The following is a 25439-nucleotide window of genomic DNA, read 5'->3' as shown; positions in this document are numbered from 1 at the left end:
TTAGTACTCTTCCTCAAGATGGTCCAGTGAAAATCCTTGGAATTGATGAGGCTGGTAGAGGGGCGGTTCTAGGGAATTTAGTTATTGCTGGAGTATCTTTTAAAAAAACTGACATAAATGAACTTATCAATATAGGTGTAAAAGACTCAAAAAAACTGACGCCTAAGAAAAGAGAAGCATTGTTTCCTGAAATCATGAATTTGTGTAAAGAATGCAAGATTATAGAGGTCGAACCTCGGGAGATAGATGATTCAGTTTTCGATATTAAATCGAACTTAAATCTGCTCGAAATACAAAAAATGGGCGAGATAATTGACGCTCTAAAACCTTCAATGGTATATATTGATGCTATCACATCTAACCCTAAGAAATTCACGGAGATGTTAAAACAACATCTCGTTTACAAAAACACTACAATAATTGCTGAGAACAAAGCTGATGAATTGTACCCAATGGTAGCTGCCGCATCAATTATTGCTAAAGTAACAAGAGACCGCGCTATAGAAGCACTGAGAAAGGAATCTAAGTTTCAGGATATAGGAAGCGGATATCCTTCTGACCCACAAACTATAAGTTCCTTGAAAGATTGGATAAAAAATAGAAATATTCCTTTTTTCGTACGAAAAAGCTGGCACACATTTGTTAAGATGAGAGATTTGCAAAAAAATGCAAAAATTACACAATTTTTTGATGTTCGAGGAGAACGCTAACTAGAACTACCCTTACGCTTCTTAATCGTTCTTTTTAATTCATTTGGAGTCTCAAATTTTGATAATTCTTTGAGTCTCATAATTGGTACGCCTTCGATATTTTTGGTTGATGACCCCTCCAACACAAACATTGCAATTTTTCTCGTGATATCAGAAATGCTTCCTGTTATTTGAACTCTCTTTTTGATGTTTTTTTCGGATTTATGTCCTACACCAGCAATAATTAACTTTTGAGTCTCATTTTCTGTTTCTTTTTCTTTTGTGATAGCGTTAAATGGCGTACATTCCGTCCAGAAAACATCAAAACCTATTTCTAGTAATTTTTCTTGGATATTTTGTTCAAAATCATCAATCTTTGCTGGAGTATGTTGTTTTATATTGCCGAAATCATACTCTAAAAGATCAATTGGTAAACTTAAGTCGGTATCAAGAATTTTTTCTAGTCGCAGAAGGTTTTCTTTACTAGCATCCATTGTTCCACGTTCATACTCGTAAATGCAGCGTTCTGAAACACCAACTTTTTCTGCAAGTTGAGCCCGTGATAAATTCTCTTCTTCTCTTCTTTCTCTTAAGGTTTCTCCAAGAATTCTAGCATAAAGGCCACCACGTTTTGCAAATACTTTTGGAAAGAATTCATGAAATAGAATAGACGCTAAGGTAGGTGGGTTCACTGCAGGAACTGAATATCTATTGTACACCACACCATCTTCTAATAGTTCTCTGTGCGTTTTTTCTCCAACAAGTAAAGGTGTTCCTGAAAATAAGTTACCCAGAAGTTTCAATTCATCTGCATGATACTGTTGTAGACTGTCGATATTGATTAACACTTTAATAAGCCATAATATTACATCCTTTCGGGCAAAAAAATCAAAACAGGCAGATTTAAGATTACACTGTCCACTGATAGCAAACTTTTTTTGAACAAACAGTTTTTGCACGTATTGAGCGAGCTCAGAGCGATTGCCGAACATTAAGTTCACTACTCCCGCTTTTGTAAGCTCTTTCCCTATTAGGATGGGCAGGAAAGAGGCGTTTAGCCTAACATAAGTTGAATAATAATCCTTTTCCGTATTTAACTAATTCCACTTTGGTGATCACTACACTCTTGTCTTGTCCCTTCACATTTTTTAATATAACCCGTGTTCCATAACAATGGACTCCCTTTACTTTATAAGTGCTACCATCAAATTTTACTAGATCGTGGGGTTGTAAATGGTATCGTTGTCTCCTAATTGACGGTTTGAAGCCTTTACGGTTCAATTGTAAGGAACGGTTTCTCCTCTTAACTTGAATTACTTGATAAGGACGACATCGTTCTTGATTGGTGCCGCTTGAGATTACGAACGCGTCATTAACATGAGACTTTTCCAGATCTAACTTGTTACGCTGGTATTTGGTAATGTATCCGTAAGTATGTTCTGCTCCTAACTGCTCCACTATCCTCCAACGAATGTTGTTCAGACATGCAGCTGCTTTAAGAGGCTGCTTTGCCTGTTGCTGGATGACAGGGTATCCAAACTCCTCGGCAGTCTGATCTCCCTTCTTTACATTGCAGGCTCTACATGAGATCGTCAAATTCGACACGCGATCTGTTCCACCTCTACTAGAAGGGATAATATGCTCTACTTCTAAGGGAACGCCTGATCTGCCACAATAGGCACATGTACGCCCCCATTTCTCTAAAAGGTATTCTTTAACTTCGTAGCCCTGAAGTTCGCCCTGTTGATATTCCATTCCTGTAATTTCAGGATTCTGCATTTTTTGTGTATCTAAATTGCTGACCTCGATTCTTTTGAAGGTTATCGGCAGTAAAGACTTAAGTTTTTTAACTAGGCTAAGATGAGAAGCTAACCTGTGATGAGTACTATGGGCTATCCATCCTTCGTCCTTTTTCCTATTAAAAAAACGCGGTTTTCTATACCACAATCTGCCTCTACGAGTTCTACGATACCTTCGTCGTTCATCTATCTTTTTGGAAATGTCTTTGCGAAGTGTTAAAGTTCCGCTTATAACCTCTAACCTTTTTGTTGTTGCACTAAAGCCAATGTTCGTATATCCTATGTCCACTCCTAGTTTAATAGGCTGTCTTGCCTCTCCAGTTGCATAGGTTAATTGAATAGTAAAAGGACATCGTTTTACAACCTTTGCCTTACCCTCTCTTAATAATTTTTTTCCTTTTTTTTGAGTGGTTGGCATAAGCGGTTGCCCTCTCATGTTTAACACGTAGATAGGTACTCTCAAGACCTATCGTCTCCTTTAAATTGCTTTAAAGTAGGTTGGTCCACTTCGAGGCTGTTGTAAAGGCTTTCATGCCCGTGACACCGTCCCTACCCCTCAGGACTTATAATCAGCGGACGACAGAGCAAGGGGCTAGTGGAACACCCCAGGGTGTCATAACCTAAACAACTGCTGCTTCCCCTAATAAACGGAAGCCCTCTAATCAACTAAGAGGCTTGATTTTCACAAGCCTCTACCCTTTAGGGTGGGGTAGTTGACCTTCTGGGCAAACTATCAAGTTTTGTATAAACTGATTAAATTCTTTTATAAATATCTATCTTTGAGCAAACTGATTAAATAGTTCTTAGACCGAGAAGCCTACATATTTCTTGATAAGTATCTTCCATGTTCCCTCTATCAATTGTTAATACATTTACGTCGGATCTAGACTTTAATAATCGCACAAAAGGATGATTAATCTTGCCCATCGTGCCGATGACTGGTTTACTCGAATTTAATCCTCTTATCACGACGTCTTGAAATTTTTCAGAAAATAGTTCCATTTTACCAATCTCATCAATTACAACTATATCATAATTTTCAATAGCAGATTTGATCGCAGTGATAGCAAGTTCATTGAAAGAGTTAAGATCCACACCATATTTACTTACTCTAAATCTACTTTTAATTTCAACGTGGGCTAAAATCTCCTTTTTTTCAGTATGAAGATCAACTACCCAAAAACCAACTCGTCTATTTTTTTCTCTAATCTCTGGGGTTTGAATGCCTCCTATATTGTATCCCTTTGTTTCTAACATAGAACAAAGCTTAGCGACTAATGTACTCTTTCCAGTCCTGGGAGGTCCTTGTATAAGGGCATTTATCTTTTTAAGAGGGGTATAATCAGACATTCAACTCACAATTTACACTTCAATTGTGACTTGTATTGTTTTCAAATATGGTTTCTAAGTCATATTAAGAGAAATCTAGTTTTTTATACCATATCGAAGTTTAATTAAAGCCTAAAATGACATTTAAAATGGACAGATCAAATTTTTTGCATTAAATTATTTACTTGAAGTAAGTGATATCAGATATGAGTGAACCATATACCGCTACAGCGATTTTAGTAGAGCGAAGACATAGAGGAGAAAGATCGAGAATTGCAGAACTCAATAGACTTGCTTTAGACGCTGGATACACAGTTATTGATGTATTAGAGCAAATTGGAGAACCAAATTCTGCATTTCAAATCGGAAAAGGAAAGGTTAAGGAATTAGAGGAACTTGTAAATCAAATTATGCCTACCAAAGTTATTTTTGAGAACGAATTAAAACCTATTCAGATTTATAATCTTCAGAAGCGACTTAACTGTGAAGTTATCAGTAAAACTGAACTAATACTTGAAATATTCGCCCTGAGAGCAGGATCTAAGGAAGCAAAACTGCAAATTGAACTTGCGAGTCTTAAGTATGCGCTTCCACGTTTAAAGGAATATGTCAGTCTTTCTAAGAAGACTGAATTACCAGGATTTCATGGACCTGGTCAATATGCTGTTGAAAAACATTTTGAAAGCACTAAAAGAAAGATCAAGAGAATAGAAAATGAATTAGAACAATATAGGAAAAGAAGAACAATCAGTAGAAAAAGAAGAAAAAGATTAGACTTCTCACTTGTTGCATTGATGGGTTATACAAATAGTGGTAAAAGTTCATTACTCAATGCATTAACTGAGAGTTCTGTTCCTGTAGCAAACAAACTGTTCACAACATTGAATACGTTTACTAGACTTCTAAATATTAGAGGTTGTAAGATTCTAATAACAGATACTGTAGGACTTGTGGACGGCCTTTCTCATGATATGATCCGCGCCTTCCATAGTACATTAGAGGAGATAAACTTATCAGACGTAATTGCTATTTTAGTAGATCTTAGTGATACAAAAGATGAAATAATACGAAAGTACACAGTTTGTCTACAAACACTAAAAGAAATAACTGTTAACATGAATTCCTATTTTGTTGTTGCAAACAAAATAGATCGTTGTGATGAATTTGAAATCGAAGAAAAAATGCAACTCTTCAGAGATAAAATTTGTATACCTATTTCAGCACTTCAAAAAATCAATCTAAATAGAATAAGAGAAACTATTATGGATTTTATTCCTACTAAACGTGCATATATTACTGTTCCTTCAAACGGTAAAGTCATGAGTTTTATTTCATGGCTCTATGATCAGACATATGTCCTTGATCAACAGAATATGAACTCGGAGATCTCATTTGAAATTGAAGCGTCATCTCAGGTAATAACTAGAGCAAAAAAGTATGTAAACAACCTTAATGGATCTTTTGTTACCCAAAACGAATTTTAGATCGATTTTTTTATTTGACTATAGATTTGTTTTAACTGAAAACGATGAAATCCCGATATTTTTGAGAAAAATAAATTGCATTAAACTTACCTTTCTTTCACGCAACTAATATCTTCAATGATTTCTTACTGTTGCAAAAAGTTCAGTAGTAGCGGGTTTACCTCATTAGGGCGGACATAGTGAGGCATGTGTCCGCATTCTTTGATTAGGTGAAACCTTATATCAGGTACTGCATCACGAATCTTTTGACTATTGGAAAACGGTATCGTTTGATCGAACTCTCCCCAAAAAAGTTGCACAGGTAATTTCCTGCTTCCAAGTCTTTCATAGGTCTTTTTCAAATTACCAAATGGCAGATTTAGAATAGTAGATCGAATAGCTCTTAGCCAGCCAGTGTATCTCATTTGCTCAGCATATTTTTCCAGATACTCATTGATCCTATCGTAACGATAGAAGTCTCCTTTTTGATTCTCAATCATTTTTTCATGATTAAGACGCCTTAGTATCAATTTTTTCAATCCTGGTGTCTTTAAAACCGATGAAAAGGCACTTCTTCCCATAGGAAATCCAATGGGATCTATCAGCGATACTTTTTTCACTAATTCAGGATATTTATCAGCGAAAACGACGCAAATTCCACCACCCATTGAAAGTCCAACAAGACTGAATTTTTGTTGTGTTAAGCCAAGCTGATTAACCAATTCGAAGAGTTGTCGGATGAAAAGATCCATGTTATACTTTACTTTAGGGCGATCCGAATAGCCTCGACCGAATAAATCGTATCTCAATACCTTAAAGCCTTTTTTTACTAAAAACTTGAAGTTTTGATCCCACACGAAAAACGGTGATGAGAACCCATGCACCAGAACAACAACGTCTCTACTGGATCCTTCTAATTCATAATGGACAATTCCATCCGAAAGTTCAATGAATTTTCCTGGCAAGGCTTCTCTAAGGTCATCCGTCAATTCGAATGACTCGTATACCATATTTTCCTAATTCTCCTAGTTACTCTTCGTCCTTCTTCTTTTTGCGAAATTTCACAACTTCCCCAAGTGTAGTAAAATCTGTCCCTTTCGTTTTAGGGGGTGTATACTCTTCTTTCTCAATAGGTTTGTGGATTTTGATGTTCAGAATTGACTCCAATTTTATAATGGATTTTGGATCTGTGGGTTTCGTTTTACCAGTCTCAAGTTTTTGAATCACAGATCCCTTTACGTTTAATTCTTGTCCAAGTTCTTCTTGTGTCAATTCCATTTTTTCACGTGCTTTTCGAATAATCGCTGAGTAATCCTCTACGATTTCATAACGACTGAAGAACTTTTCTGGAGAAGGAATAGTAACTTTTTTTCTCTTGCTTTTAGGAGTGTGTGTGCGGGTAGTAGTTTTTCTTTTTCTTCGTACAGGGATTACAGAAGTTTCTGCAGTGACTGGAGGAGATCTTTTAGTTGCTTCGCCAAAACGCGCGCAACTAATGCAAACGATCATTTTCGTACCTTCAATCAATCTTTCAATCCCTCTACCCTCAATTACATTTCCACATATCTCGCAATATCTTACTACGTTTCTTTTGGGCAAATTTATCTCCTCAAATTTGTACAGTAGACATCCAAGAATTAGAGCACAGTGAGAATTTTGTGAAACCTTACAATTATTTATAAAACGGGGTCATTATGTATAAAATCCCACGCTTTATAATAATCATCAATCTTTCCATGAGAGGAAAGACCAGCCTTAAGGTTATCGGGCTATGCGCTCGTCACCGAGTTCAACACATGCTTCATTAATACGGTTTTTTTAAGTATTTCGGCAGTCTTGAAGGAGGTTATCCCGCTGTGCTCAAAAAGGTCATGGATCATCGACCATCTACGGTAAGGACTACCCTTTTTCAAATGAGGTTCTATGAACTCCTCAACTTGTGAAAGTACCCAATCGTAAATGGGTGGAAATGCTTCCTTAATGCCCAGACCTCTTCGAGCTATTACACAACTTGCTAAGTGATGTACCGACAAATTATGTAACCTTGAATAGTTATATCTGCCCATGATAGAGGTATATCCTGGGAATACCTTTCGAATGGATACACCGCGCTTTTTACACTTTCTCTCTAATAGTTGCAAGGCGGTGGTCTTCATATTGCTTAATTTTCGGTTGCGTTTTGTATTATATGAAAATTCTTGGTTGAATTGCAAATCCTCAACCACGATGCCTTTATCTTTATTAATGCAATAATTGACGATCTTATCCATCTTGTAGGAGATGTACAAGTTACGTTTATCTGTTCGATAGCTGTGAAGGTTGCCAAATGATATATTATGGTAGGAGAGTAAATTACCGTTTTTATCCACATTGGTAAGAGCAATAAAATTATAGTTGAAATCTAAGCCGATGGCACCATGTTCGTAGCCATAACTTGGTGCGGGTTCTGGGAGTTCATACGACACATGGACAAAGTAGCGTATTTCTCCCTTGAAGAGTTTCCTTTTCACTGTCACTGTGCATTTATCAGCATTAAGAATTTGTTGAAACCACTTTTCCTGCACATGATTCACTGATATATGGATAATAAGCCATTTCCGTCCCTTTTGCTTAGAGAAAGTTCGTATCTTGACTGTCTTATCAGGCAATACCTTGATATTCAGGTTTTTAACTCCGTGCTGTTTCTTTCCGATACAACTAAAGGAAGAATCACGCCTTATCCTGAACTCTTCTCTACTTATTTTTCCAAGAATTCGGTCTCTGAACAATTTCTTAGTGCCGAATACCACGGGTTCAAGGTGCAAATTGTTTAATTTAGCCATTATCGAAGATCTACGCGCGTATAACCCTTTTAACCGTCTGCCATGTTTATTTTTCTCCTTTATTGCGTTGATTTTCTTAGTAATGACCTTTATCTGCTGTTTCATGTATTTCCGTCGTTTTTCCAGCCATGTTTGTTGTGCTTCCAGTTTCGCCTTGTTATCATTCAAGATGGTGTTGACATAAGGGTTATTGTAACACAGACTCATCAAACATAGTTGTATGGTTTTGTCCTCACCGAAGCTTGCTGCCATATAATCGTCGCCATGAAACAATAGGTTATAACCGATGCGTTTCACCCGGTTATAGATTGTGAAGATCTCATGGAGTTTGCGTTCTTGTATCCCATCAGGATACATCCTGAATTTGATGGTCTGGATCATGATGATCGACTTCTCCTTTATACCTTGTATTACGGTTCATTAATAAACCCCAAGCTTTCAGGAGGACCTCGCATTGTATCGTCGAATATATCTTTCTGAAGAAAAGAAATCTTTGTCTTTGAGAAAAGTGCTTTAATGCATAGAAATATAAAAACACATTTATTCGTTACTACGTTCAATAAGACTAATGAGTGAACTGAGGGAACTTAATGAACGAAGGTACAGGATCATCAAACGACAGAGAAGAATTTGCAAGTGATGTGATAAGAACACTTGAAAATAGAATTCGTATGATAGAGACCGAAAGAGAGATACTTAAGGCTGATAAAATCAAACTAGAGCGCGAACTTGAGGAACTAGTCTCGAAAATGGATAGAAAAACGGGAATGATGAAACACTTTGAGCAAAGAATTAGAACGCTTGAGACCGAAAAACAAATACTCAAAACTGATAAGACAAAACTAGAACGCGAACTTCAAACATTGCACACTGAGCTTGAGCAATTACGCGCACCTCCACTTTTAGCTGGTAGCATTATTGATGTCTTACAAGATAAGCGCGTTATTGTGAAGAGTACTACGGGTCCTCACTTCGTGGTTCAAGTTTCACCCTCTCTTGACCCTTCTACGGTTACAAATTCAGCACGTGTTGCTCTTAACCAACGTTCGATGTCAATAGTTGAAATTTTGCCTCCTGTCATGGATCCTATGGTTCGTGGAATGGAAGTAGAAGAATCACCACAGGTTACTTATCAAGATATAGGAGGACTTTCTGACCAAATTAAAGAAATACGTGAAATTGTTGAGTTACCCATGTTAAGACCAGAACTTTTTGAACAAGTGGGCATTGAGCCACCGAAAGGACTTCTCCTTTACGGACCACCAGGAACTGGTAAGACACTACTTGCTCGTGCTGTTGCCCACGAGACTTCAGCGAAATTTATTCGCGTTATTGGATCTGAATTAGTTCAGAAGTATATTGGAGAAGGAGCGCGATTAGTGCGTGAAATATTCACTTTCGCACGAGAAAAATCACCAAGTATTGTTTTCATTGATGAACTTGACGCTATTGGTGGAAAGAGACTGGAAATCGCTACAAGCGGTGATAGAGAAGTACAAAGGACACTTATGCAATTACTAAGTGCTATGGATGGATTTGATCCTCGTGGGGATGTTAAACTTGTCGCTGCAACCAATCGTCCAGATATACTAGATCCAGCGCTTCTTCGACCTGGTCGCTTTGATCGGATTATTGAGGTTCCTTTGCCAGATAGGGAAGCTATGGCGTCAATTTACAAAATTCATTCCAGTAATATGAAATTAGATTCTGAAATTGATTTTACTCGGTTGATGAATTCAAGTGAGGGTGCATCTGGAGCAGACATAAAAAATATTTGCACAGAAGCAGGAATGTTTGCAATTCGTCGAATAATTGCAAATCCTGAAGATGAGGATGAGTCAATTCTAGCTACAGTAGAAGATTTCGAAAATGCTATTGAGAAAGTTTTAGGCAAAAGCAGAGCGGATGAAAGAAAAGCGCAGTTCTACGCCTAGTTCGTAGGGTTATTCTGCACTATTTTTTAGCACCTATTTTTTGTTGCATTGATTATTTCTGAATCGAAACTTTCCGTTATTTATATTTAGGACTAATCACTTCTTTTTTGCGAAGTGTTTCAATTTCCTGCGTTGAATAATTAAGAGATCTTAAAATCTCTTCAGTGTGTTCCCCATACCCTGGCGCTCTGGTTCTTATATTGCCAGGCGTTTCTGAAAGCTTGAATGGCATACCTATGTACTTAATGTTGCCAAAGCGCTCATCTTTAAAATCTACAATCATTTCACGTGCTTGAACTTGTGGATCCGCCATTATCTCGTCTAATTCATAGACTGGTGAAATGCAAATATCGGTCTGTTTTGATAGTTCAAACCATTCATCTCTGGTTTTGGTCAATATGACTTTTTTTAGGATTTCACTAATTTCTTTTTTTTCCATATCAGCTGGCTCAAGTAAATCTTCTCGTTTGATTGTGGTGCAAAGGTTTCTCCAAAACTTTTTTTCTAATGCTCCAACTGCCACAAATTTATTATCTTTAGCCTTATAAATTCCATATCCCGGACGCCCGCCCGTAAGCAAGTCATCACCTCTCATGGGAATTTCCTTTGATGCCCAAAAACGAGGAAACGCAAACGCTAACCAAGTCATCGCTCCATCAAGCATTGAAACGTCAATATATTGCCCTCGTCCTGTTTTGTTACGTGCAATTATACTCATTAAAATTGCTAAGACCGTATTTAAACTTCCAGCACCAATATCTGCCACTTGCACACCAATTAATTTTGGTTGATCTGGCTCTCCTGTTAAACTTGCAACCCCTGCAACTCCTAGATAATTCACATCGTGGCCTGGTAGGTCTCTGTATGGTCCGGTCTGACCATATCCTGACAATGAGCAGTATATAATCTGGGAGTTAACTCTACTTATTGTATCATAATCTATCTGAAGTTTTTTCACAACCCCTGGTCTAAAACTCTCAAGAACCACGTCAGATTTCTCGGCTAATCTATAGAAAATCTCCTGCCCTTCTGGATCCTTTAAATCAAGAATGATAGACTTCTTATTTCGGTTCAGATGAAGAAAGGCTGCGCTCTCTTTGTTTGTATCTTTAGTGTAAAATGGTGGCCACCAGCGCATATAATCTCCTTGAATCGGATCCTCAATTTTTATCACTTCAGCTCCAAAATCAGCTAATAACATAGTAGCAAATGGTCCTGGTAGAAGTCGTGATAAATCAAGGACTCTGATTCCTTCTAGAGGTAATGTCATATAAACAACATTACATAGAGTTCATTCTATAAAGGCTTTAGATAAGCTGAAACTCTTCCATGAACGATGCCCGGGGCATAATCTTTTATGAGTCTTACTTTTTTTTCCTTTATTTCGAATCCAAGTGCTTCACTCGCTGTTTTTATTTTTTTAATAGACAAATAGGGGAACTCATGGTGAGGTAGAGTCTCATGATAGTGTATCCATCCACCCTTTTTTGATCTTAATGCATTGATGCCTTTTTGCAGGTATTTATCTGTATTAAACAAGTAGCCTAGAATCACATGATCAGCACATTTTTCAGGTGCTATTTCATTGCAGTCTCCTAATAGAGGAATAATTTGATCCTCAAGTTTGTTAAGTTGAATATTTTCACACAAATATGAAAAAGCAAGTTCGTTGAGTTCGATTGAATAGACTTTTTTTGGTTTGCTATGTTTCCCTATAGGAATCGACCATTGTCCAACACAAGCAAAAAAATCTACGACCACATCATTCTCTTGGACAAATCCCGGCAATCGTTGGCGTTCTTCAGTGTTTCCAGGAGAAAACATTATTTTTGTTGGATCAAGTTTGAAAATACAGCCCACTTCTTTGTGTATGGTTTCAGTGTGCGGATCTCCATAAACAAATTTGTATTGAGGTATTCGGAAATCGCCAGATATGGTTCCAATCTGCATGATCGCGGTTCTTACAGGTCTATGATCTACATCTAATAAAAATTTACCAATCATTTCTTTCCATGGATCTAACTTGGGATGAAGTTGAAAAAGAAGCACATGTCCTAAAATAAACCATCTGCGAGGTAGATATGGGAGGAGTTCTTCAGGGATAGTGTCTCGGCACTTTTGATGAAGCGAGTTAACACTTACCATATGATTTTTACGCACCTCGTGTTATCATAATGATTGAGTTTTCAAAGCAAGTATGGCTTTCGCTAAATCACCACCAGCATCTACAAGCGCAGCACGTGCTGTTTCGACATCAACTCCTGATTGCTGGGCTACTAAATGAACATCCTCTTCTGGAATCACTGCTACAGCTTCGTCTTCTACTTCACCAGAAAGTGGTCTTTCTTCTGCACTCTGCCCTACTACTTGCCAGAGTTTTTGTCCCGCTTGTGTCATAACAGTGACTTGAGGTTCTTTTATTACTAGTTCTTTCTCCAAAGTCCGGATGATGACTTCTTGTACATCTTCTATTTCTTTTAGACCCATTTGTTTCATCATACGCTTCATTTGTCTTGGAGAAATCTTCTTCCCTTTTTTGACCATTTTTTCGTTCTCCTTAGAAAATTTTTGAGTTATATGTAGGTTGAACTATATAAAAAAATGGTGATAAGACAAAGTTCTGGTTTCAGGAGACGACAACCGACGGTATCCTATACCCTTATTATAATTTAATCATGAGATGTGTAAGTTATCATTAGGCATTAATATAAGTAAATATTATATCATTTTTCACCAATACCTCGCCTTACTTTTACTGCTATCCCTTTTTGAAAGGCGAGCATTTCATTTCCAGATAATACACTTTTTCCAACAGCAAGAAGGTTATTAAGACTATCTACTACAATCACTTCAGACTTAGGACGAACATCAGGACTTGTATAGATTACATGTTTTGCAAATACATTTCTGCCTTTTCTAACAAACGGAACAGATTCATCATTGACTTGAACCTTAAAGCGGATATCTCCTCTTGTTTTTTCAAGAATTTGTTGCGCTCCGGTTATGGTCAAAGCAAAAAGTCCATCTTTAGGGCGTAATGTTGCAAGCAGTTCATCATTCAAGTAAACATGACGAATCCGCTTTGTACTTGGTGAAAGTGCTATAACTACCTCTGAAGGGAATAACAGGTCTCCGATATTTTCCCCAAATTGGTAGTTGGCAATCCCTTGGATTTTCCTAAGTTTTTCCCACGATTCTAGGTCCATTCAATTCAACCTTCTGAAATAGATGTGAGGAATATTATTAATAATTAGCAAAATTTTAAAAGAAAAATACACTTGACAAAAGTCCATGAATTAAATTTCATCAATGAGGTAATTATTATGACTTATGATACTATGAAGGAATATAGAACTTCTAGCGAAGTTACAGGTCCACTTCTTTTTGTTGAAGGCGTGTCAGGTGTAGGATATGCAGAAATTGTTGAAGTAGAAACACCTTCTGGTGAAAGAAGAAGAGGACAAGTACTTGAAGTAACAGAGAGCCTTGCCGTAGTTCAGGTTTTTGAAGGTACATCTGGCTTGGACACATCGGCAACGTCAGTAAGATTTCTTGGTGAAACACTCAAACTTCCTGTCTCTGCCGATATATTAGGACGTGTTTTTGATGGAAGTGGAGAACCGATAGATCGTGGTCCGAAGATTATTCCTGATGACCATTTCGACATTACAGGCGCTCCAATTAACCCAGAAGCGCGAACTTATCCAAGAGAGTTTATCCAAACAGGCATTTCTACAATAGACGGATTAAATACACTCGTTCGTGGACAAAAACTGCCACTTTTCTCAGGTGCAGGGCTTCCACACAATTATATCGCCGCTCAAATTGCACGGCAAGCTAAGGTTTTAGGAGAGGCGGAAGAGTTTGCTATCGTTTTCGCTGCCATGGGTATTACTTATGAAGAGGCAGCTTACTTCCGTAGAGACTTTGAGGAGACAGGTGCGCTAGAACGTGTTACTCTCTTTCTGAATCTGGCTGATGATCCTGCTGTCGAGCGTATAATTACACCACGCGTAGCACTAACTTGTGCAGAGTATCTCGCGTATGAACAAGATTATCAGGTTTTGGTTATTCTTACAGATATGACGAACTATTGCGAATCCCTACGGGAAATTTCTGCTGCCCGAGAAGAAGTACCGGCTAGAAGGGGTTATCCAGGTTACCTTTACACCGACCTTGCAAGCATTTATGAGAGGGCAGGAAGAATTACAGGAAGAAAGGGTACAATCACACAGATGCCGATCCTTACAATGCCTTCGGATGATATAACACACCCCATACCCGACCTAAGCGGTTATATAACCGAAGGACAAATTTACATCGATAGGGGATTGCATCGACGCGGGATCTATCCACCAATCGACGTCTTACCTTCACTATCACGCTTGATGAAAGAAGGTATTGGAAAAGGACTAACACGTGAAGACCACAGAGAAGTTGCCGACCAGTTGTACTATGGTTACTCTGAAGGAAGAGATCTGCGAGAACTTGTAGCAGTAGTAGGAGAAGAGGCGCTTACAGAGAGAGATAAAAGATACTTAGAGTTCAGTGAGCGCTTCGAACGAGAATTCACAAGCCAACGGATGGATGAGGATCGCTCAATCGATGAGACATTGGATATTGGCTGGGAACTTCTTACAAAATTACCCGAAAAAGAACTCAAAAGGATCGACCCTGATACAATTAAAAAATGGCATCCTTCATATCGCGCGCAGTAAGAATAAGATATTCTTTACTAATATTCTTTCCTTTATATGAGGATCACGGAGGAAAAGTAAATGAGTGAACTTATGGCGGGCGTCCGACCCACAAGAATGGAATTATTGTCTTTAAAAGACAGACAGTCACTTGCCGTGAAAGGTCACGGACTTTTGAGTGAAAAAATGGATGCCCTTATTATGGAGTTCTTTGCGATTCTAGAAGACGTTAAAACAGTACGAACAGAACTCTCTGAAATGGTTTCAAGAGCATTTACCTCGTTAAAAGAAACCAAAATGGTTTTAGGGGCGATGAGGCTCAAAGAAATCTCTGCAATAGCACCATCTTTGTTCAAAATAGAAGCCGAAACAAGAAATCTAATGGGAGTCCGGGTCCCTGTTTTACATCTTGAGAAAAAACGTGAAGGTAATGAAACAACACCCTTTTACGGATTTATAGACACACCGACAACGCTAGACGAATCAGTGACCCTTTTCCAGAAGATACTTGAAAAGATCTGCAACTACGCCCAAGTCATCGCAACAATGGAACGGTTAGCCGATGAGATTATCAGCACTAAACGTCGGGTTAATGCCTTGAATTATGTAATTATCCCGCGTCTTGCAACAACAATCAATTTCATTGAACAGTACCTAGAAGAACGTGAAAGGGAATCTTTTGTTAGGATGAGACATATCAAGAGGTTGTTAGAGAAGAAGGGAAGCCAGGATAAAAGCAAAGAAGAAGCCAACAATATGCTAGATTTATAAAGAACTTTCTTTTAGAAGATCAATTAAAATCAGATCACTGCAAGGCAAACACATGAAACCCTTTATTTTTTAGAATAAAAAATGCCGCGCATTACCTAATTAACAATACTTTAAATGTTAGAACTTACATACTACATAGAATTGAGTTTAAGAATATTTGAGAATAATTAGATCTCCATTATATATGCAGTTGAACCAATACAAGAAATGAAATGATACAATAAATCAATGATACTGGAGTTTAGGAGAAAGACAAGAGTGACAACTTTAGAAGATAATGCAATGAAGATCATTCTTAATACAGGAGTGCAAGGTATTTTGCAGTCTGATCTTTGGAAAAAGCTGGAAACTACAAGCCGAGAAGGTTCAAGACTAGCTGTACGCTTAGAAAAAAAAGGCCTAATTAACAGAAAAAAGGAACTTGTGGATGGAAGATGGAGCTTCAGACTTATTGCAAAAACCTCAAGTACCTCGAAAATTGGATCTGAAAATACTCTTGGGGGATGTCCCTGTTTCACTTGCGGTGATTTGGCGAGATGTGGAGATCTACAATCAATATCGCCCGTTTTTTGTGTCCGTTTGGATCACTGGCTTCTAAAACTCGCGAAAACTTCTTTGAATAATGCATCGTCATAGATGTTCAATAAGGGAAGGGGATATAAACAGAGGTATTTTTTATCATTAAACTATGAATTAATTGAGGAGCATTTATAGATGGGTAAACGGTGGTTAAACGAAAGAAAAAAGGATTTTTATTACAAAAAAGCTAAAAAAGAGAATCTCCGCTCAAGAGCTGCTTTTAAAATCATTCAGTTAAATAACAAATTCCAGTTAATAAAGCAAGGCGACAGTGTTTTAGATTTAGGGTCCGCTCCAGGTGGTTGGCTAAAAGCGATTAAAGACCTTGTGGGTGAGGGAATAGTTGTAGGGGTTGATTTACAGCCTATAACTCCGATTCCCCAGGTGAAGTTAATTTTAGGTGATATCACGGACGAAAATACTATAACTGAAATTAAAGAATATAACACTAGCTTTAATGTAATAACCTCTGATTGTAGCCCTAATGTAAGCGGAAACTGGGAGATCGATCATGCCCGCCAAATATATCTAGCTGAGATATCATTAGGGCTGTGTAACCATTTTCTCATTAGGGGAGGTAACTTCATCGTTAAGGTTTTTCAAGGAGAGTTTTTTAAAGAGTTCATTGATAAAATGAAAAAAATCTTTGAGAAAGTCTTGATAAGCAAGCCTGATGCTTCGAGAAAAAGAAGTTCTGAAATATATGTAGTTGGTCGTTACTATGACCCCAAATATTCTTGAGAATGTCAAGGCAAAGGTATACTCTGATTTCTATCAGCGAGCCTTAGACGATATAATTATTTATGAACGCAAATCTAGTGATCTTGTAGACCTTTCTTTGCTAGTTGGTTTGTGTAGAAATCTTTTTTTTGAGGACCACGAACGAATTCGAAGTAAATTAGAACAAATAAATCAAAAACTAGATCTTCGTATTAATTATATCCGTTATTGTCAGCATACATTCCCACGTTGTAATGCACGACAAATGTTGGAAATTCAAGAGACTCCTGCATCTCAAATTTCTAGAGTGATCTGGGGGTTTCAATCAGTTATGCTACACTTCTTTTTTAAAATCCCATCGGGTCATGATTTTCCCCTTCGATGTGAAAAACATGCGAATATTTTAACAGAAGATAATTTTCGATTAACGCGAATTAATCTTTCACGCGGAGTCGCAATTTTTCAAACTCCCCAAATTGAAGTAGAACTGAAATTTACAGGAGATTGGGTGATTTACATCCCTTATCATGTTGAGAGATGGGGAAAACTTGTAGAAAGCGCCAAATCATCAGAGATGGCACTGCTTCAACCAAGGCTTCAAACTACGGGTGATCGTGTCTCTATAATAGCACGTCTTGTTTGGAATAAAGAAAAAATGGATCAAAAAGAAGCTGATAAAAGGTTTATAGAATTAGCCACACAAAATGGGTTTGAAGTCGGGCAAAAATTATTTCCGATTTTCTTTCTATCACATCAAAAACTAAGCCCTCTAAAAGATCTTGTACAAGACAACCGAGAAGATATTAAGGAAATCACTTTTGATTCACTTACTTTAAGAAATACTATTGATCTTGCAAAGGATATTTCAAAAGCTAAAGAAATTAGTGAAGAACTTCTTAAGTTACTTCACTGACAGGCCTCATTCGATTTTCACACATTTCATTAATACACCTTTAACATCTTCTACACCTGCATCAGTACGAAGCGCAGTAGGCTTGAAATGCGTTCTTGTTACTTTAAAACCATTTTTCTCTAAATCGCTCATTACGTGCTCTATTTTTGGAACTCGAATGGATAATTCGTCGCATAATGAATGAACATCATAATATAGAGGAGGACCGTCTGCTTCTTCAATAACCCTATCTAAAAGGCGTGTAACACGTTTTTTTGCATCATCAAACTTTCTTTTCTCAGCTTCACTTTTTATTCTTTCACAAAACGATTTATCGAATAATTCCCCCGCGAATAAAGGCCCACCAATTGATAAAACTGAATTGCAATTAGGACAAAACTGAACGAGATGAGTAGACATTCCTCTAACAAGCTCTCTATAACTACATGAAAAACAATGTAACACATAACCCAATTCCTGCAAAGAGATATTTGCTTTTGTATCACCATGATCTGTCTCCACATAAACTCGAATATAGTGATCTGTACTATGGACGAATCTCACTTTGGTGCCCATGCTAAATCGAGCGGCGGTCCTTACAATACATCCTGCTAATAGTCTAACAGCGATTTCATGGCAATATTTTGTCTTTAAGGAGTATCCTCCGTATTTTCTAAGGCTAACGTTTGGATAGACACCACAAAGAGGAGCCATATCAGTTGCTGTAGCACACAATAAACTATTTTTTTTTCTAAGTGCACGGACGGAAGAATCAATGAACGTTACAGGAGATCCGAAGGGGTCGATATCAATAACGTCAAATCGATTTCCGCTTGAAGTTTGCTTATCAAGAAAGAGGTTCGCATCTTCGTTTGATACAGTAACTTTATCTTGCAATTCATTTTCTCTTATATTCTCTCTTGTCAGTTCGTATGCAGACTTGTTTTTATCATTAAGATGTATTTGTTGAACATCAGGAATTTCTAATGCAATTCGAATACCTCGGACTCCACAACCTGTTAATGGTTCACAGAACCGAATTTGGCGTTGTTTTTCTTCTTGTTGAAACACCTGAACTGCTAGTAGTGATATGTCCCTATTCAATTCCATTAATGGATTATAAAAAACAGGTGTCTTTACAAAATTTGTATCCTTTTCTGCGGTATCTGGTATATAGAAAGAGACTCTTCCTTCAGTAATTTTACGTAATGGAAATGATATTCTTTCTCCTTTACTAACAGGCGTCATCCAGGTTTCACACTTTTGTTTGCATTTGTTTAACTTAGAATGAATAACTTAAAAATATTATTAGACTGATCCTAATATTCTGTTGGAAGGGATAAATTTGTCGAAAGAAGTCGCAATTTTACGATATGGTCATCGTCCCGCACGTGATAAGCGAGTTAGCACACATACCGCGCTTGTTGCCAGAGCATTTGGAGCGGATGGGATATTCTTCGATACAACTGATAAAGAACTTAAAGTTAATATAGAGGGAGTAGTAGAACGATTCGGAGGACCATTCTTTGTTGAAATGGGGGGCTCATGGAGTGATATAATTGAAAGATGGCAAACTAAGGGAGGAGAGGTTATTCATTTAACGATGTATGGGCTTCCACTTCCTGAAGTTATCGAAGGGATAAAGCAATCACCAAAGAAAAAACTAATCATTGTAGGTTCAGAAAAGGTACCCGGAGAGATTTACCAGATATCGGAGTATAATGTTGCTGTTACGAACCAGCCACATTCTGAAATCGCAGCCCTTTGCATTTTTTTGGATCGATTATTCGAAGGAAACGCTGTTAGGGGAAGTATACAATTTAAGGGGGCTAAATTAAAAATAATTCCGACTGCACGAGGTAAACGCGTGATGGAGTGCAATTCTTGACAAAGGTAAAGTTATACTCGCTGAACTTTAAGAAACATCGTGTTTTTTAAAGAATATTGAACCAGTATAATAAAAAATATCACTATATCAAAATGTAGTGAAATAAAAGCGATCATTTGTTCAATTGAAAAAAGCAAATTGCTCTTATCTGCAAGGAAACATGTCGCTACCTGCGTTTTAATAAATATGATTGACTACCTTTTCAGGCATTGACGGAATTTTTTTTCTAGAACGCGCTATAAGATCTTATTTCTGTGAACTTCTTACTATTTACCACTATTATGTCAGATTTTTTCTATTAAGCAAAACTCTGGATACATAGAATTTCTTGATCTAAGTTGCTATTCTCCCAAAATCGTGGTTATTAACACACAACTAAAGATATGAGAATCCATAATTGTCCTAATAGATCATTACAATAGTGCGATTACTCCTAATAAAAGACATTTAAACTTTAACATCGTATACTATGAGATGGGGGTATTTCAAGGAAAGCTACATGGCGTTCATTGACGTCCAGAAAAAAAGGCGGTTTAGCTACCGCTTCTAGGAGGAATCGAAGATCCAGCAAGAGACAAAGCACCAAGATATACTTAATACCTTCGTAGAAGAGATCGGAGGCAATGACGCACTCCAGATAATTGAGATCTTATCTGAAGAACAAGAAATAACAGATGAAGAAATTGCTTCAGAAACTGAACTCAGATTAAACGTTGTAAGGAAAATCCTCTATAAATTGTATGATAATCAGTTAGCTGCGTATAGGAGAACGCGAGATCAGAATACTGGATGGTTCGTATATTATTGGAAATTGGTTCCTGACCGCGTAAAAGAACTGTTACTGAAACGAAAGAGACAAGTGCTAAAAATACTTGAAGATCGGCTCTCATACGAGCAAATGAACATGTTTTTTGAATGCTCGACACCAACTTGCCCTCGCTGTACATTCAATCAAGCTGTAGAAAATTCATTTAAATGTCCAACTTGTGGTGGAGTGCTAAACCATCAACAAAACGAACAAATAGTATCGACACTTGAGGAAAAACTGCTGAAATTAAGACGCACAATTGAGAATGGTACTTCAGCTTCTTAGTTAATTAAATCTTTGTTAAATACAGGCATAAGATAGTTTCTTTTGTATTTTAAATCAGGTACGTTTCTTTTCAGGGAAGAATTGGATACTAAGAAACGCTTTTCGAATAATGCAAAATGTTTTTAATCAGTTCCGTTACAAACATTTGGAACTCGACTACAATAACCAAAATTGTAAGAATTTTATGACAATATGAATTTCATACAGCTTAGGTGAAATAGAAAAATGAATGTTAACGAAATAGCCCAAGAGATCCAAACCAATTATGATATCGTTGGAAGAGAGCATGAACTCAAGAAAGTGGTCATAGCTCATCTTGCTGGACAACATGCTCTTATTGAAGGGTCAGTTGGAGTTGGAAAAACAACTTTAGCAAAAGCTGTGGCATCACATTTTAACAAAGACTTCCTGAGGGTCGATGGTGACGAACGTTTTACAGAAACGAAATTGACTGGTATATTCGACCCTCCATTAGTTGTTAAAGAAGGATGGACGTGGAATTCTTTTGTGCCTGGTCCTTTAACTGAAGCTATGCAGGCTGGCGCAATTTTATTTATTAATGAGGCTAATAGACTTCCAGAGGGCACGCAAAACGTGCTTTTACCTGCTCTTGATGAACGGCAAATCATTATTCCCAAACTTGGAACAGTTACAGGAGAAAACGGTTTTCAGATAATTGCTACTCAAAATCCTGAAGAATTTATTGGCACAACTTCTCTTTGTGAAGCTCTAAGAGACCGATTTGTATGGGTCAAATTAGATTTCCAAGATGAAGAGGAAGAAAGACGAATTGTGAAACTCCAATCCCAATGTGAAGATGAAGATACCATCAAAAAAGTAGTCGCAATTGTGCGTACTACAAGAGGTTATGCTGACCTTCGACGAGGGTCCTCAGTTAGAGGTGCTATTGATCTCGCAAACATTATTCGATTTTATGACTCCCCAACGTATGAAGATTGGGTAAGCAGCGCAATTATGGCGTTGGCAACCAAGATCGAACTTGAGGATGGATTAGAGAAATCGGTTGAAGATGTTATACGAGAAATCGTAGGATATGTATTGGGGGATTTTTAGAACAGGAGAGGACATTTTCATTTCAACCAGATGTCCTTGATGATGTATCACAAAAAGAATTTTCTCCATCATGGAATTTCTCAAAAGAAGATATCTTAGAATCTGAAATTGCAGCCGGATCCAAAAAATCTCCAAAATCTTATTCTCAGTTGGCAGAAGGTCTTCCCTATAGCACGATCTCTCGACTTGCTGAAACTGCCATTCAAAATGAGAATCTTTCTGCTCTTCTAGGGCTCTCAATGTGCAGTCAACGAGCTGTAGCTGATACATTATCTTCTAAAGATGGTGTTGAATTATTTTCCAATAATATTCAGAAGAGTTCAGAAGCCATTCCCGAGTTATTCTTTCTCCTTAAGAAGTCATTTTCTCAAGGATATCTCCCGATTTTTCGGAGATTAACGCGAAATTTTATCATAAAATCCGCTATGCGGATAAGTGGGCGGGGATTAAGAGGCGATCTAAAGAGGGATACTATATATGTGCCTGGAATGTCTGAGTTCTCTGTGGAAGAAACTATTGATCGCTTCTTGGAACAGAATTCAGAACATCTTAAATATAGCGACATCGTAGGCATAGAAAAAACCGAACGAAAAAAGACAGGCGTGTTGATGTTAGATACCTCAGGGTCGATGTATGGTGAAAAGCTGGTAAACGCGTGTCTTACAGTCGCAGTACTGTCGCATCATATGCATAAGGATGAATATTCAGTGATTATTTTCAATAATGACGCAAATACTATCAAAAAAATAGATGCGAATACTGAAATTTCCGAGTTGATTGAAGGAATTCTTGACATGGAACCCGCTGGATACACCAATATAGAAGCAGCTTTAAAAGAAGGACTAAAAGAATTAGAGAAAAAAAGGCAGAATCCACGAAAATGGGGCATTATTGTAACGGACGGAGAATACAATAAAGGAGGAGATCCCAGACCATTTGCCCGTAGTTTCCAAAAACTTCATGTCATCCAGTCGCCTTCCCAAAACTCTGCCAGAAAAAAAGGAGAACATATATGTAAAGATCTGGCAAGATTTGGAAAAGGACGTTATGCAAAAGTTCATTCACACTCCGAAATTCCAAGAGTGTTGATGAATCTGCTGAAAAAGGTATAGTTGTTTTTTCGCTCTATGATTTTTACTCAATTTTTCCAAACTCATAAACATGTCATAGGCTTTTTGTGATTTTGTAAAATGAATATGCAATTTTGGGAACATTACCGTATTACCTATTAATGTTAAGAATTGCAGACGCATCTTCTCCGCACAGAAAACAAAAGATTGGGACAGAATTTATCAAGGTTTGATGCGTTTCTTCTTTTGATTGGCTTCGCGATGAAAAAATTTTTTCTTCAAAAAAATTTCGATCGCGGCAACCAAAAAATCAAAATTTGCTGGGGTGACGCGCATGGAATGGGATATACAAGATGTGCTTAAAAACGTGTTTGGAAAAATCGTGGAAGTTGGTTTCAAGGAAGACGGAAAATATGCAGATATATATCTTAAAAACCTTTTAAATCCGTTAAAAGAATACATCTACAGGTTCTGGGAAGTCGTAGATGCGAAACAAGTACTACCGCGTGATTATCAACTGTTTTCGCAATTTATGACAGCAATCGCAGATATTTTCGTTGGTGTAGAGGCTTTCTTGTCAGGAGTCCTTGACAGGACGAAGCTCCTCGATTTGATGCAAAGAAATGAGAAAGCTCTTTTGACATCCGATGCTACAACACTTTTCCTCGCTTCATAACTGGGAAACGAACGAATCAAAGGAGATAGCAAGATGGAAATGAATGATTTAAGTAAAAAAATAGATGAGAATAAAAGAGATCACACAAAGCGTTTTCTCTTCTACAAAGAAGATGTTTTTCCTGTTCCCTTCTGACTAGGTGGTGAAAAAAGTTTCGACAATGTCTTTGTACAACCCATTAAACATCGTTGGCATTGAAAACGGTGAGAAAACTATTTTGGAAGAGTGTCCGAAAATGAAAACGGAATATAATCGCATGAAAATAATTGTCGCAGGTGACGGGGGAGTAGGTAAAACAAGTTTACTAAACAGATACATCTCAAATGACTTTATTGAAAGCATGAGTTTAACAGTTGGTTCAGACTTTTTCAGTCAAGCCTGTGATTTCAAGGAGCATAAAATAAAAATTCAAATATGGGATTTTGGAGGCGAGCCACGATTTAGATTCATTTTGCCGGATTATTGTATCGGCGCCAGTGGCGTGTTATTGGCCTTTGACCTATCAGATTTTTCCACGTTACTAAGTGTTAAGGAATGGCTACAACTTATCAGGGGGAATACCGAAAATCCCGTAACAATTCTTGTTGGAACGAAAGCAGACAATACAAATCTTTTGGATGAAGAAATTATTAAAGAGTTTTGTATACAAAACGAAATCGACGAATACATACCAACAAGTTCCAAAACAGGAAAAAACGTGGATTTTGTCTTTAAAGAGTTAATTCGGCGAGTTATCGCCCGAGAAATGAGTTTTGGTGGGGTTAAAAATGTCGAACAATCTAGCAGAGTATGAAAATCATAATCAAGATCCGAATCTAGAAATTCTGTTCTTCACTTCGCCTACTAGTCATCAACCTAAACTAGAGAGGCGACTTCTAAAGGCAATTGAGCAAAGAGAATTGCCTATAAAAGTAACAAAAATAGATGTTTTAAGAGCTCCTGAGGCAGCGGAAGAACATAATATAGTAGCATGTCCTACACTAATTTTCCGAAATTTTATGAAAATCTATGGAAATTGTGAAGAAGAGCTAGACGAGTTGGTAAAGCTTTACTCATCTTCAGAATTTAAACATCAATCATCTATGACTTCTATTGGTGGTGTAAGTCATGTCTAACATTCATGAAGAAAAAATCAAAAGCCATAATCATGATTCAAGTAATAACTACGATTCATTTCTGGAGATTTTCTTTTTTACCTCCCCCTTATGCGGCCCTTGTCCTAAAATGGAACAATGTCTTTTGGAAGTTATAGATAGGAAAATGTTGCCAATAAAAATGATTAAAATAGACGTTTTAAAAACGCCTGAGGTAGCTGAGAAACATGATATCGTGGCCTGCCCAACAGTTATTTTTCCCGACTTTTTGAGAGTGTGTGGGAGCTACGACTCCGAGATCCTTGAGGAGCTAGTAACTACTTATTTTGCATCAGCTTTTGAATTTCCAACAGTCGAAGAATTTACAATGGCAAACAAGTAATCGTACAAAAGGGACTTATTCAGGGCGGCGATCTGGGATATATTTAGATTGCTTGCCAGACGCAAAAAACTCTTTTGTCAAATATAAACCGCAATAACAATGCCCATATTCTTCAAGATCAGGTTTAGCATACTCACAAGGGCAGATAATATCCTTATCTTCTTCTCTAACTCCATCGGCAAGTCGACAAGGACAGGCAAAATATCCATATCGATTCCAATTAGTAGTTAGACCTTCAAAGAGCAACTCGTTAAGTTCTTTATCGTGATTTAACTCCCATCCTTGATGTTTAGCAGTCATTTTAGCAAATAGTTTTGCATCTTCAATATTTTTTTCCTTTTGGGATACAGTCAAAACACTCACCATTCAAAATATGTACTTGTGTTAAATAAAAATCTATTTTAGTTGCTTATTACTTGCCAAAAATTGAATAGTATTCAGTTTCGTCAAAACCAACTAAGCACTTT

The 25439-nt window shown here is 37.4% G+C and carries 28 protein-coding genes; 16 read left to right on the top strand and 12 right to left on the bottom strand.

The window, feature by feature from the left end:
• The first annotated feature begins 26 nt into the window (after positions 1–26).
• A complete protein-coding gene (gene rnhB / locus QVB70_RS11725; RefSeq protein WP_287586405.1) occupies positions 27–710 on the top strand; it encodes a ribonuclease HII in 684 nt (227 codons plus the stop codon).
• Here the strand turns inward: rnhB and QVB70_RS11720 are convergent.
• The 3 genes from QVB70_RS11720 to QVB70_RS11710 form a co-directional block, all read right to left on the bottom strand.
• On the bottom strand, positions 707–1681 hold the full coding sequence (locus QVB70_RS11720) for a transcriptional regulator (protein WP_287586402.1): 975 nt from the start codon (positions 1679–1681) through the stop codon (positions 707–709). The genes rnhB and QVB70_RS11720 overlap by 4 nt on opposite strands.
• A gap of 67 nt (positions 1682–1748) precedes the next feature.
• Positions 1749–2933, bottom strand: coding sequence for an RNA-guided endonuclease IscB (iscB, locus tag QVB70_RS11715; RefSeq protein ID WP_287586465.1), 1185 nt, complete (start codon positions 2931–2933; stop codon positions 1749–1751).
• A 347-nt stretch (positions 2934–3280) separates the two neighbouring features.
• Positions 3281–3838, bottom strand: coding sequence for an NTPase (locus QVB70_RS11710; protein ID WP_287586400.1), 558 nt, complete (start codon positions 3836–3838; stop codon positions 3281–3283).
• A gap of 185 nt (positions 3839–4023) precedes the next feature.
• Between QVB70_RS11710 and hflX the strand changes: the two genes are divergently transcribed.
• Positions 4024–5301, top strand: a complete 1278-nt coding sequence (gene hflX / locus QVB70_RS11705) for a GTPase HflX (protein ID WP_287586398.1) — start codon at positions 4024–4026, stop codon at positions 5299–5301.
• Between the two features lie 125 nt (positions 5302–5426).
• On the opposite strand, the gene QVB70_RS11700 is transcribed toward hflX, so the two are convergent.
• The 3 genes from QVB70_RS11700 to QVB70_RS11690 all read right to left on the bottom strand — a co-directional run bounded on the left by QVB70_RS11700 (position 5427) and on the right by QVB70_RS11690 (position 8483).
• Complete coding sequence (locus QVB70_RS11700) at positions 5427–6290, bottom strand: alpha/beta hydrolase (RefSeq protein ID WP_287586395.1); 864 nt, start codon at positions 6288–6290, stop codon at positions 5427–5429.
• A 19-nt stretch (positions 6291–6309) separates the two neighbouring features.
• The gene (locus QVB70_RS11695; protein WP_287586392.1) at positions 6310–6879 is read right to left on the bottom strand and encodes a multiprotein bridging factor aMBF1; all 570 of its coding nucleotides are present in this window, start codon (positions 6877–6879) and stop codon (positions 6310–6312) included.
• A gap of 170 nt (positions 6880–7049) precedes the next feature.
• Positions 7050–8483, bottom strand: a complete 1434-nt coding sequence (locus QVB70_RS11690) for an IS200/IS605 family accessory protein TnpB-related protein (protein ID WP_287586388.1) — start codon at positions 8481–8483, stop codon at positions 7050–7052.
• Between the two features lie 368 nt (positions 8484–8851).
• Here QVB70_RS11690 and QVB70_RS11685 point away from each other — a divergent pair, with 368 nt between their 5' ends.
• Positions 8852–10036 carry a proteasome-activating nucleotidase gene (locus QVB70_RS11685; RefSeq protein WP_342766564.1) on the top strand — a complete coding sequence of 395 codons (1185 nt, stop codon included), beginning with the start codon at positions 8852–8854 and terminating at the stop codon, positions 10034–10036.
• A 76-nt stretch (positions 10037–10112) separates the two neighbouring features.
• Here the strand turns inward: QVB70_RS11685 and QVB70_RS11680 are convergent, their stop codons facing one another.
• The 4 genes from QVB70_RS11680 to QVB70_RS11665 all read right to left on the bottom strand — a co-directional run bounded on the left by QVB70_RS11680 (position 10113) and on the right by QVB70_RS11665 (position 13242).
• Positions 10113–11306, bottom strand: a complete 1194-nt coding sequence (locus QVB70_RS11680; protein ID WP_287586382.1) for a CoA transferase — start codon at positions 11304–11306, stop codon at positions 10113–10115.
• 26 nt (positions 11307–11332) lie between these two features.
• Positions 11333–12181: a class I SAM-dependent methyltransferase family protein gene (locus QVB70_RS11675; RefSeq protein ID WP_287586379.1), complete on the bottom strand. Its 849-nt coding sequence runs from the start codon at positions 12179–12181 to the stop codon at positions 11333–11335.
• Between the two features lie 24 nt (positions 12182–12205).
• Positions 12206–12580 carry a nascent polypeptide-associated complex protein gene (locus QVB70_RS11670; RefSeq protein WP_287586378.1) on the bottom strand — a complete coding sequence of 125 codons (375 nt, stop codon included), beginning with the start codon at positions 12578–12580 and terminating at the stop codon, positions 12206–12208.
• A 179-nt stretch (positions 12581–12759) separates the two neighbouring features.
• Positions 12760–13242 carry a PUA domain-containing protein gene (locus tag QVB70_RS11665; protein WP_287586375.1) on the bottom strand — a complete coding sequence of 161 codons (483 nt, stop codon included), beginning with the start codon at positions 13240–13242 and terminating at the stop codon, positions 12760–12762.
• A 117-nt stretch (positions 13243–13359) separates the two neighbouring features.
• On the opposite strand from QVB70_RS11665, the gene QVB70_RS11660 reads away from it, so the two are divergent.
• The 5 genes from QVB70_RS11660 to QVB70_RS11640 all read left to right on the top strand — a co-directional run bounded on the left by QVB70_RS11660 (position 13360) and on the right by QVB70_RS11640 (position 17716).
• The gene (locus QVB70_RS11660) at positions 13360–14754 is read left to right on the top strand and encodes a V-type ATP synthase subunit B (RefSeq protein WP_287586373.1); all 1395 of its coding nucleotides are present in this window, start codon (positions 13360–13362) and stop codon (positions 14752–14754) included.
• 60 nt (positions 14755–14814) lie between these two features.
• Positions 14815–15504 carry a V-type ATP synthase subunit D gene (locus tag QVB70_RS11655; protein WP_287586371.1) on the top strand — a complete coding sequence of 230 codons (690 nt, stop codon included), beginning with the start codon at positions 14815–14817 and terminating at the stop codon, positions 15502–15504.
• 258 nt (positions 15505–15762) lie between these two features.
• A complete protein-coding gene (locus QVB70_RS11650) occupies positions 15763–16140 on the top strand; it encodes a hypothetical protein (RefSeq protein ID WP_287586368.1) in 378 nt (125 codons plus the stop codon).
• 78 nt (positions 16141–16218) lie between these two features.
• The gene (locus QVB70_RS11645) at positions 16219–16824 is read left to right on the top strand and encodes an RlmE family RNA methyltransferase (protein WP_287586364.1); all 606 of its coding nucleotides are present in this window, start codon (positions 16219–16221) and stop codon (positions 16822–16824) included.
• Entirely contained in the window at positions 16805–17716 is a 912-nt protein-coding gene (locus QVB70_RS11640) for a hypothetical protein (protein ID WP_287586362.1), read from the top strand. Before QVB70_RS11645 ends, QVB70_RS11640 begins: the two co-directional genes overlap by 20 nt.
• A gap of 6 nt (positions 17717–17722) precedes the next feature.
• On the opposite strand, the gene QVB70_RS11635 is transcribed toward QVB70_RS11640, so the two are convergent.
• Entirely contained in the window at positions 17723–18943 is a 1221-nt protein-coding gene (locus QVB70_RS11635; RefSeq protein WP_287586360.1) for a tRNA (guanine(10)-N(2))-dimethyltransferase, read from the bottom strand.
• Positions 18944–19040: 97 nt separating this feature from the next.
• On the opposite strand from QVB70_RS11635, the gene QVB70_RS11630 reads away from it, so the two are divergent.
• From QVB70_RS11630 to QVB70_RS11595, 8 genes are all read left to right on the top strand, one after another.
• The gene (locus tag QVB70_RS11630; protein ID WP_287586356.1) at positions 19041–19583 is read left to right on the top strand and encodes a tRNA (cytidine(56)-2'-O)-methyltransferase; all 543 of its coding nucleotides are present in this window, start codon (positions 19041–19043) and stop codon (positions 19581–19583) included.
• Between the two features lie 562 nt (positions 19584–20145).
• Positions 20146–20676 (top strand): transcription factor E, encoded by a 531-nt coding sequence (gene tfe / locus QVB70_RS11625; RefSeq protein WP_287586461.1) that lies wholly within the window; start codon positions 20146–20148, stop codon positions 20674–20676.
• Positions 20677–20901: 225 nt separating this feature from the next.
• Entirely contained in the window at positions 20902–21750 is an 849-nt protein-coding gene (locus QVB70_RS11620; RefSeq protein ID WP_287586354.1) for a MoxR family ATPase, read from the top strand.
• A gap of 149 nt (positions 21751–21899) precedes the next feature.
• Complete coding sequence (locus tag QVB70_RS11615) at positions 21900–22862, top strand: vWA domain-containing protein (protein ID WP_287586351.1); 963 nt, start codon at positions 21900–21902, stop codon at positions 22860–22862.
• Positions 22863–23154: 292 nt separating this feature from the next.
• Positions 23155–23496, top strand: a complete 342-nt coding sequence (locus tag QVB70_RS11610; RefSeq protein WP_287586348.1) for a hypothetical protein — start codon at positions 23155–23157, stop codon at positions 23494–23496.
• A gap of 160 nt (positions 23497–23656) precedes the next feature.
• Entirely contained in the window at positions 23657–24289 is a 633-nt protein-coding gene (locus tag QVB70_RS11605; RefSeq protein ID WP_287586346.1) for a Rab family GTPase, read from the top strand.
• On the top strand, positions 24264–24611 hold the full coding sequence (locus tag QVB70_RS11600; protein WP_287586343.1) for a thioredoxin family protein: 348 nt from the start codon (positions 24264–24266) through the stop codon (positions 24609–24611). The genes QVB70_RS11605 and QVB70_RS11600 overlap by 26 nt, the downstream gene beginning before the upstream one ends.
• Entirely contained in the window at positions 24604–24972 is a 369-nt protein-coding gene (locus QVB70_RS11595; protein ID WP_287586341.1) for a thioredoxin family protein, read from the top strand. The genes QVB70_RS11600 and QVB70_RS11595 overlap by 8 nt, the downstream gene beginning before the upstream one ends.
• A gap of 15 nt (positions 24973–24987) precedes the next feature.
• Here the strand turns inward: QVB70_RS11595 and QVB70_RS11590 are convergent, their stop codons facing one another.
• Positions 24988–25326 (bottom strand): ferredoxin-thioredoxin reductase catalytic domain-containing protein, encoded by a 339-nt coding sequence (locus tag QVB70_RS11590; RefSeq protein ID WP_287586339.1) that lies wholly within the window; start codon positions 25324–25326, stop codon positions 24988–24990.
• Positions 25327–25439: the final 113 nt, after the last annotated feature.

This window comes from Candidatus Borrarchaeum sp. (genome assembly GCF_019058535.1).
In the GTDB taxonomy this organism is placed as follows: Archaea; Asgardarchaeota; Sifarchaeia; order Borrarchaeales; family Borrarchaeaceae; genus Borrarchaeum; species Borrarchaeum weybense.
This window is presented reverse-complemented; position numbering and strand designations above follow the sequence as displayed.

What these genes read in the sequence shown, in the direction of transcription:
- QVB70_RS11720 (WP_287586402.1), bottom strand. Translation starts at nt 1,681, where the DNA reads ATGTTCGGCAATCGCTCTGAGCTCGCTCAATACGTGCAAAAACTGTTT.
- QVB70_RS11710 (WP_287586400.1), bottom strand. Translation starts at nt 3,838, where the DNA reads ATGTCTGATTATACCCCTCTTAAAAAGATAAATGCCCTTATACAAGGA.
- hflX (WP_287586398.1), top strand. Translation starts at nt 4,024, where the DNA reads ATGAGTGAACCATATACCGCTACAGCGATTTTAGTAGAGCGAAGACAT.
- QVB70_RS11700 (WP_287586395.1), bottom strand. Translation starts at nt 6,290, where the DNA reads ATGGTATACGAGTCATTCGAATTGACGGATGACCTTAGAGAAGCCTTG.
- QVB70_RS11690 (WP_287586388.1), bottom strand. Translation starts at nt 8,483, where the DNA reads ATGATCCAGACCATCAAATTCAGGATGTATCCTGATGGGATACAAGAA.
- QVB70_RS11685 (WP_342766564.1), top strand. Translation starts at nt 8,852, where the DNA reads ATGGATAGAAAAACGGGAATGATGAAACACTTTGAGCAAAGAATTAGA.
- QVB70_RS11680 (WP_287586382.1), bottom strand. Translation starts at nt 11,306, where the DNA reads ATGACATTACCTCTAGAAGGAATCAGAGTCCTTGATTTATCACGACTT.
- QVB70_RS11675 (WP_287586379.1), bottom strand. Translation starts at nt 12,181, where the DNA reads ATGGTAAGTGTTAACTCGCTTCATCAAAAGTGCCGAGACACTATCCCT.
- QVB70_RS11670 (WP_287586378.1), bottom strand. Translation starts at nt 12,580, where the DNA reads ATGGTCAAAAAAGGGAAGAAGATTTCTCCAAGACAAATGAAGCGTATG.
- QVB70_RS11665 (WP_287586375.1), bottom strand. Translation starts at nt 13,242, where the DNA reads ATGGACCTAGAATCGTGGGAAAAACTTAGGAAAATCCAAGGGATTGCC.
- QVB70_RS11660 (WP_287586373.1), top strand. Translation starts at nt 13,360, where the DNA reads ATGACTTATGATACTATGAAGGAATATAGAACTTCTAGCGAAGTTACA.
- QVB70_RS11655 (WP_287586371.1), top strand. Translation starts at nt 14,815, where the DNA reads ATGAGTGAACTTATGGCGGGCGTCCGACCCACAAGAATGGAATTATTG.
- QVB70_RS11645 (WP_287586364.1), top strand. Translation starts at nt 16,219, where the DNA reads ATGGGTAAACGGTGGTTAAACGAAAGAAAAAAGGATTTTTATTACAAA.
- QVB70_RS11640 (WP_287586362.1), top strand. Translation starts at nt 16,805, where the DNA reads ATGACCCCAAATATTCTTGAGAATGTCAAGGCAAAGGTATACTCTGAT.
- QVB70_RS11635 (WP_287586360.1), bottom strand. Translation starts at nt 18,943, where the DNA reads ATGACGCCTGTTAGTAAAGGAGAAAGAATATCATTTCCATTACGTAAA.
- QVB70_RS11620 (WP_287586354.1), top strand. Translation starts at nt 20,902, where the DNA reads ATGAATGTTAACGAAATAGCCCAAGAGATCCAAACCAATTATGATATC.
- QVB70_RS11610 (WP_287586348.1), top strand. Translation starts at nt 23,155, where the DNA reads ATGGAATGGGATATACAAGATGTGCTTAAAAACGTGTTTGGAAAAATC.
- QVB70_RS11605 (WP_287586346.1), top strand. Translation starts at nt 23,657, where the DNA reads ATGTCTTTGTACAACCCATTAAACATCGTTGGCATTGAAAACGGTGAG.
- QVB70_RS11600 (WP_287586343.1), top strand. Translation starts at nt 24,264, where the DNA reads ATGTCGAACAATCTAGCAGAGTATGAAAATCATAATCAAGATCCGAAT.
- QVB70_RS11595 (WP_287586341.1), top strand. Translation starts at nt 24,604, where the DNA reads ATGTCTAACATTCATGAAGAAAAAATCAAAAGCCATAATCATGATTCA.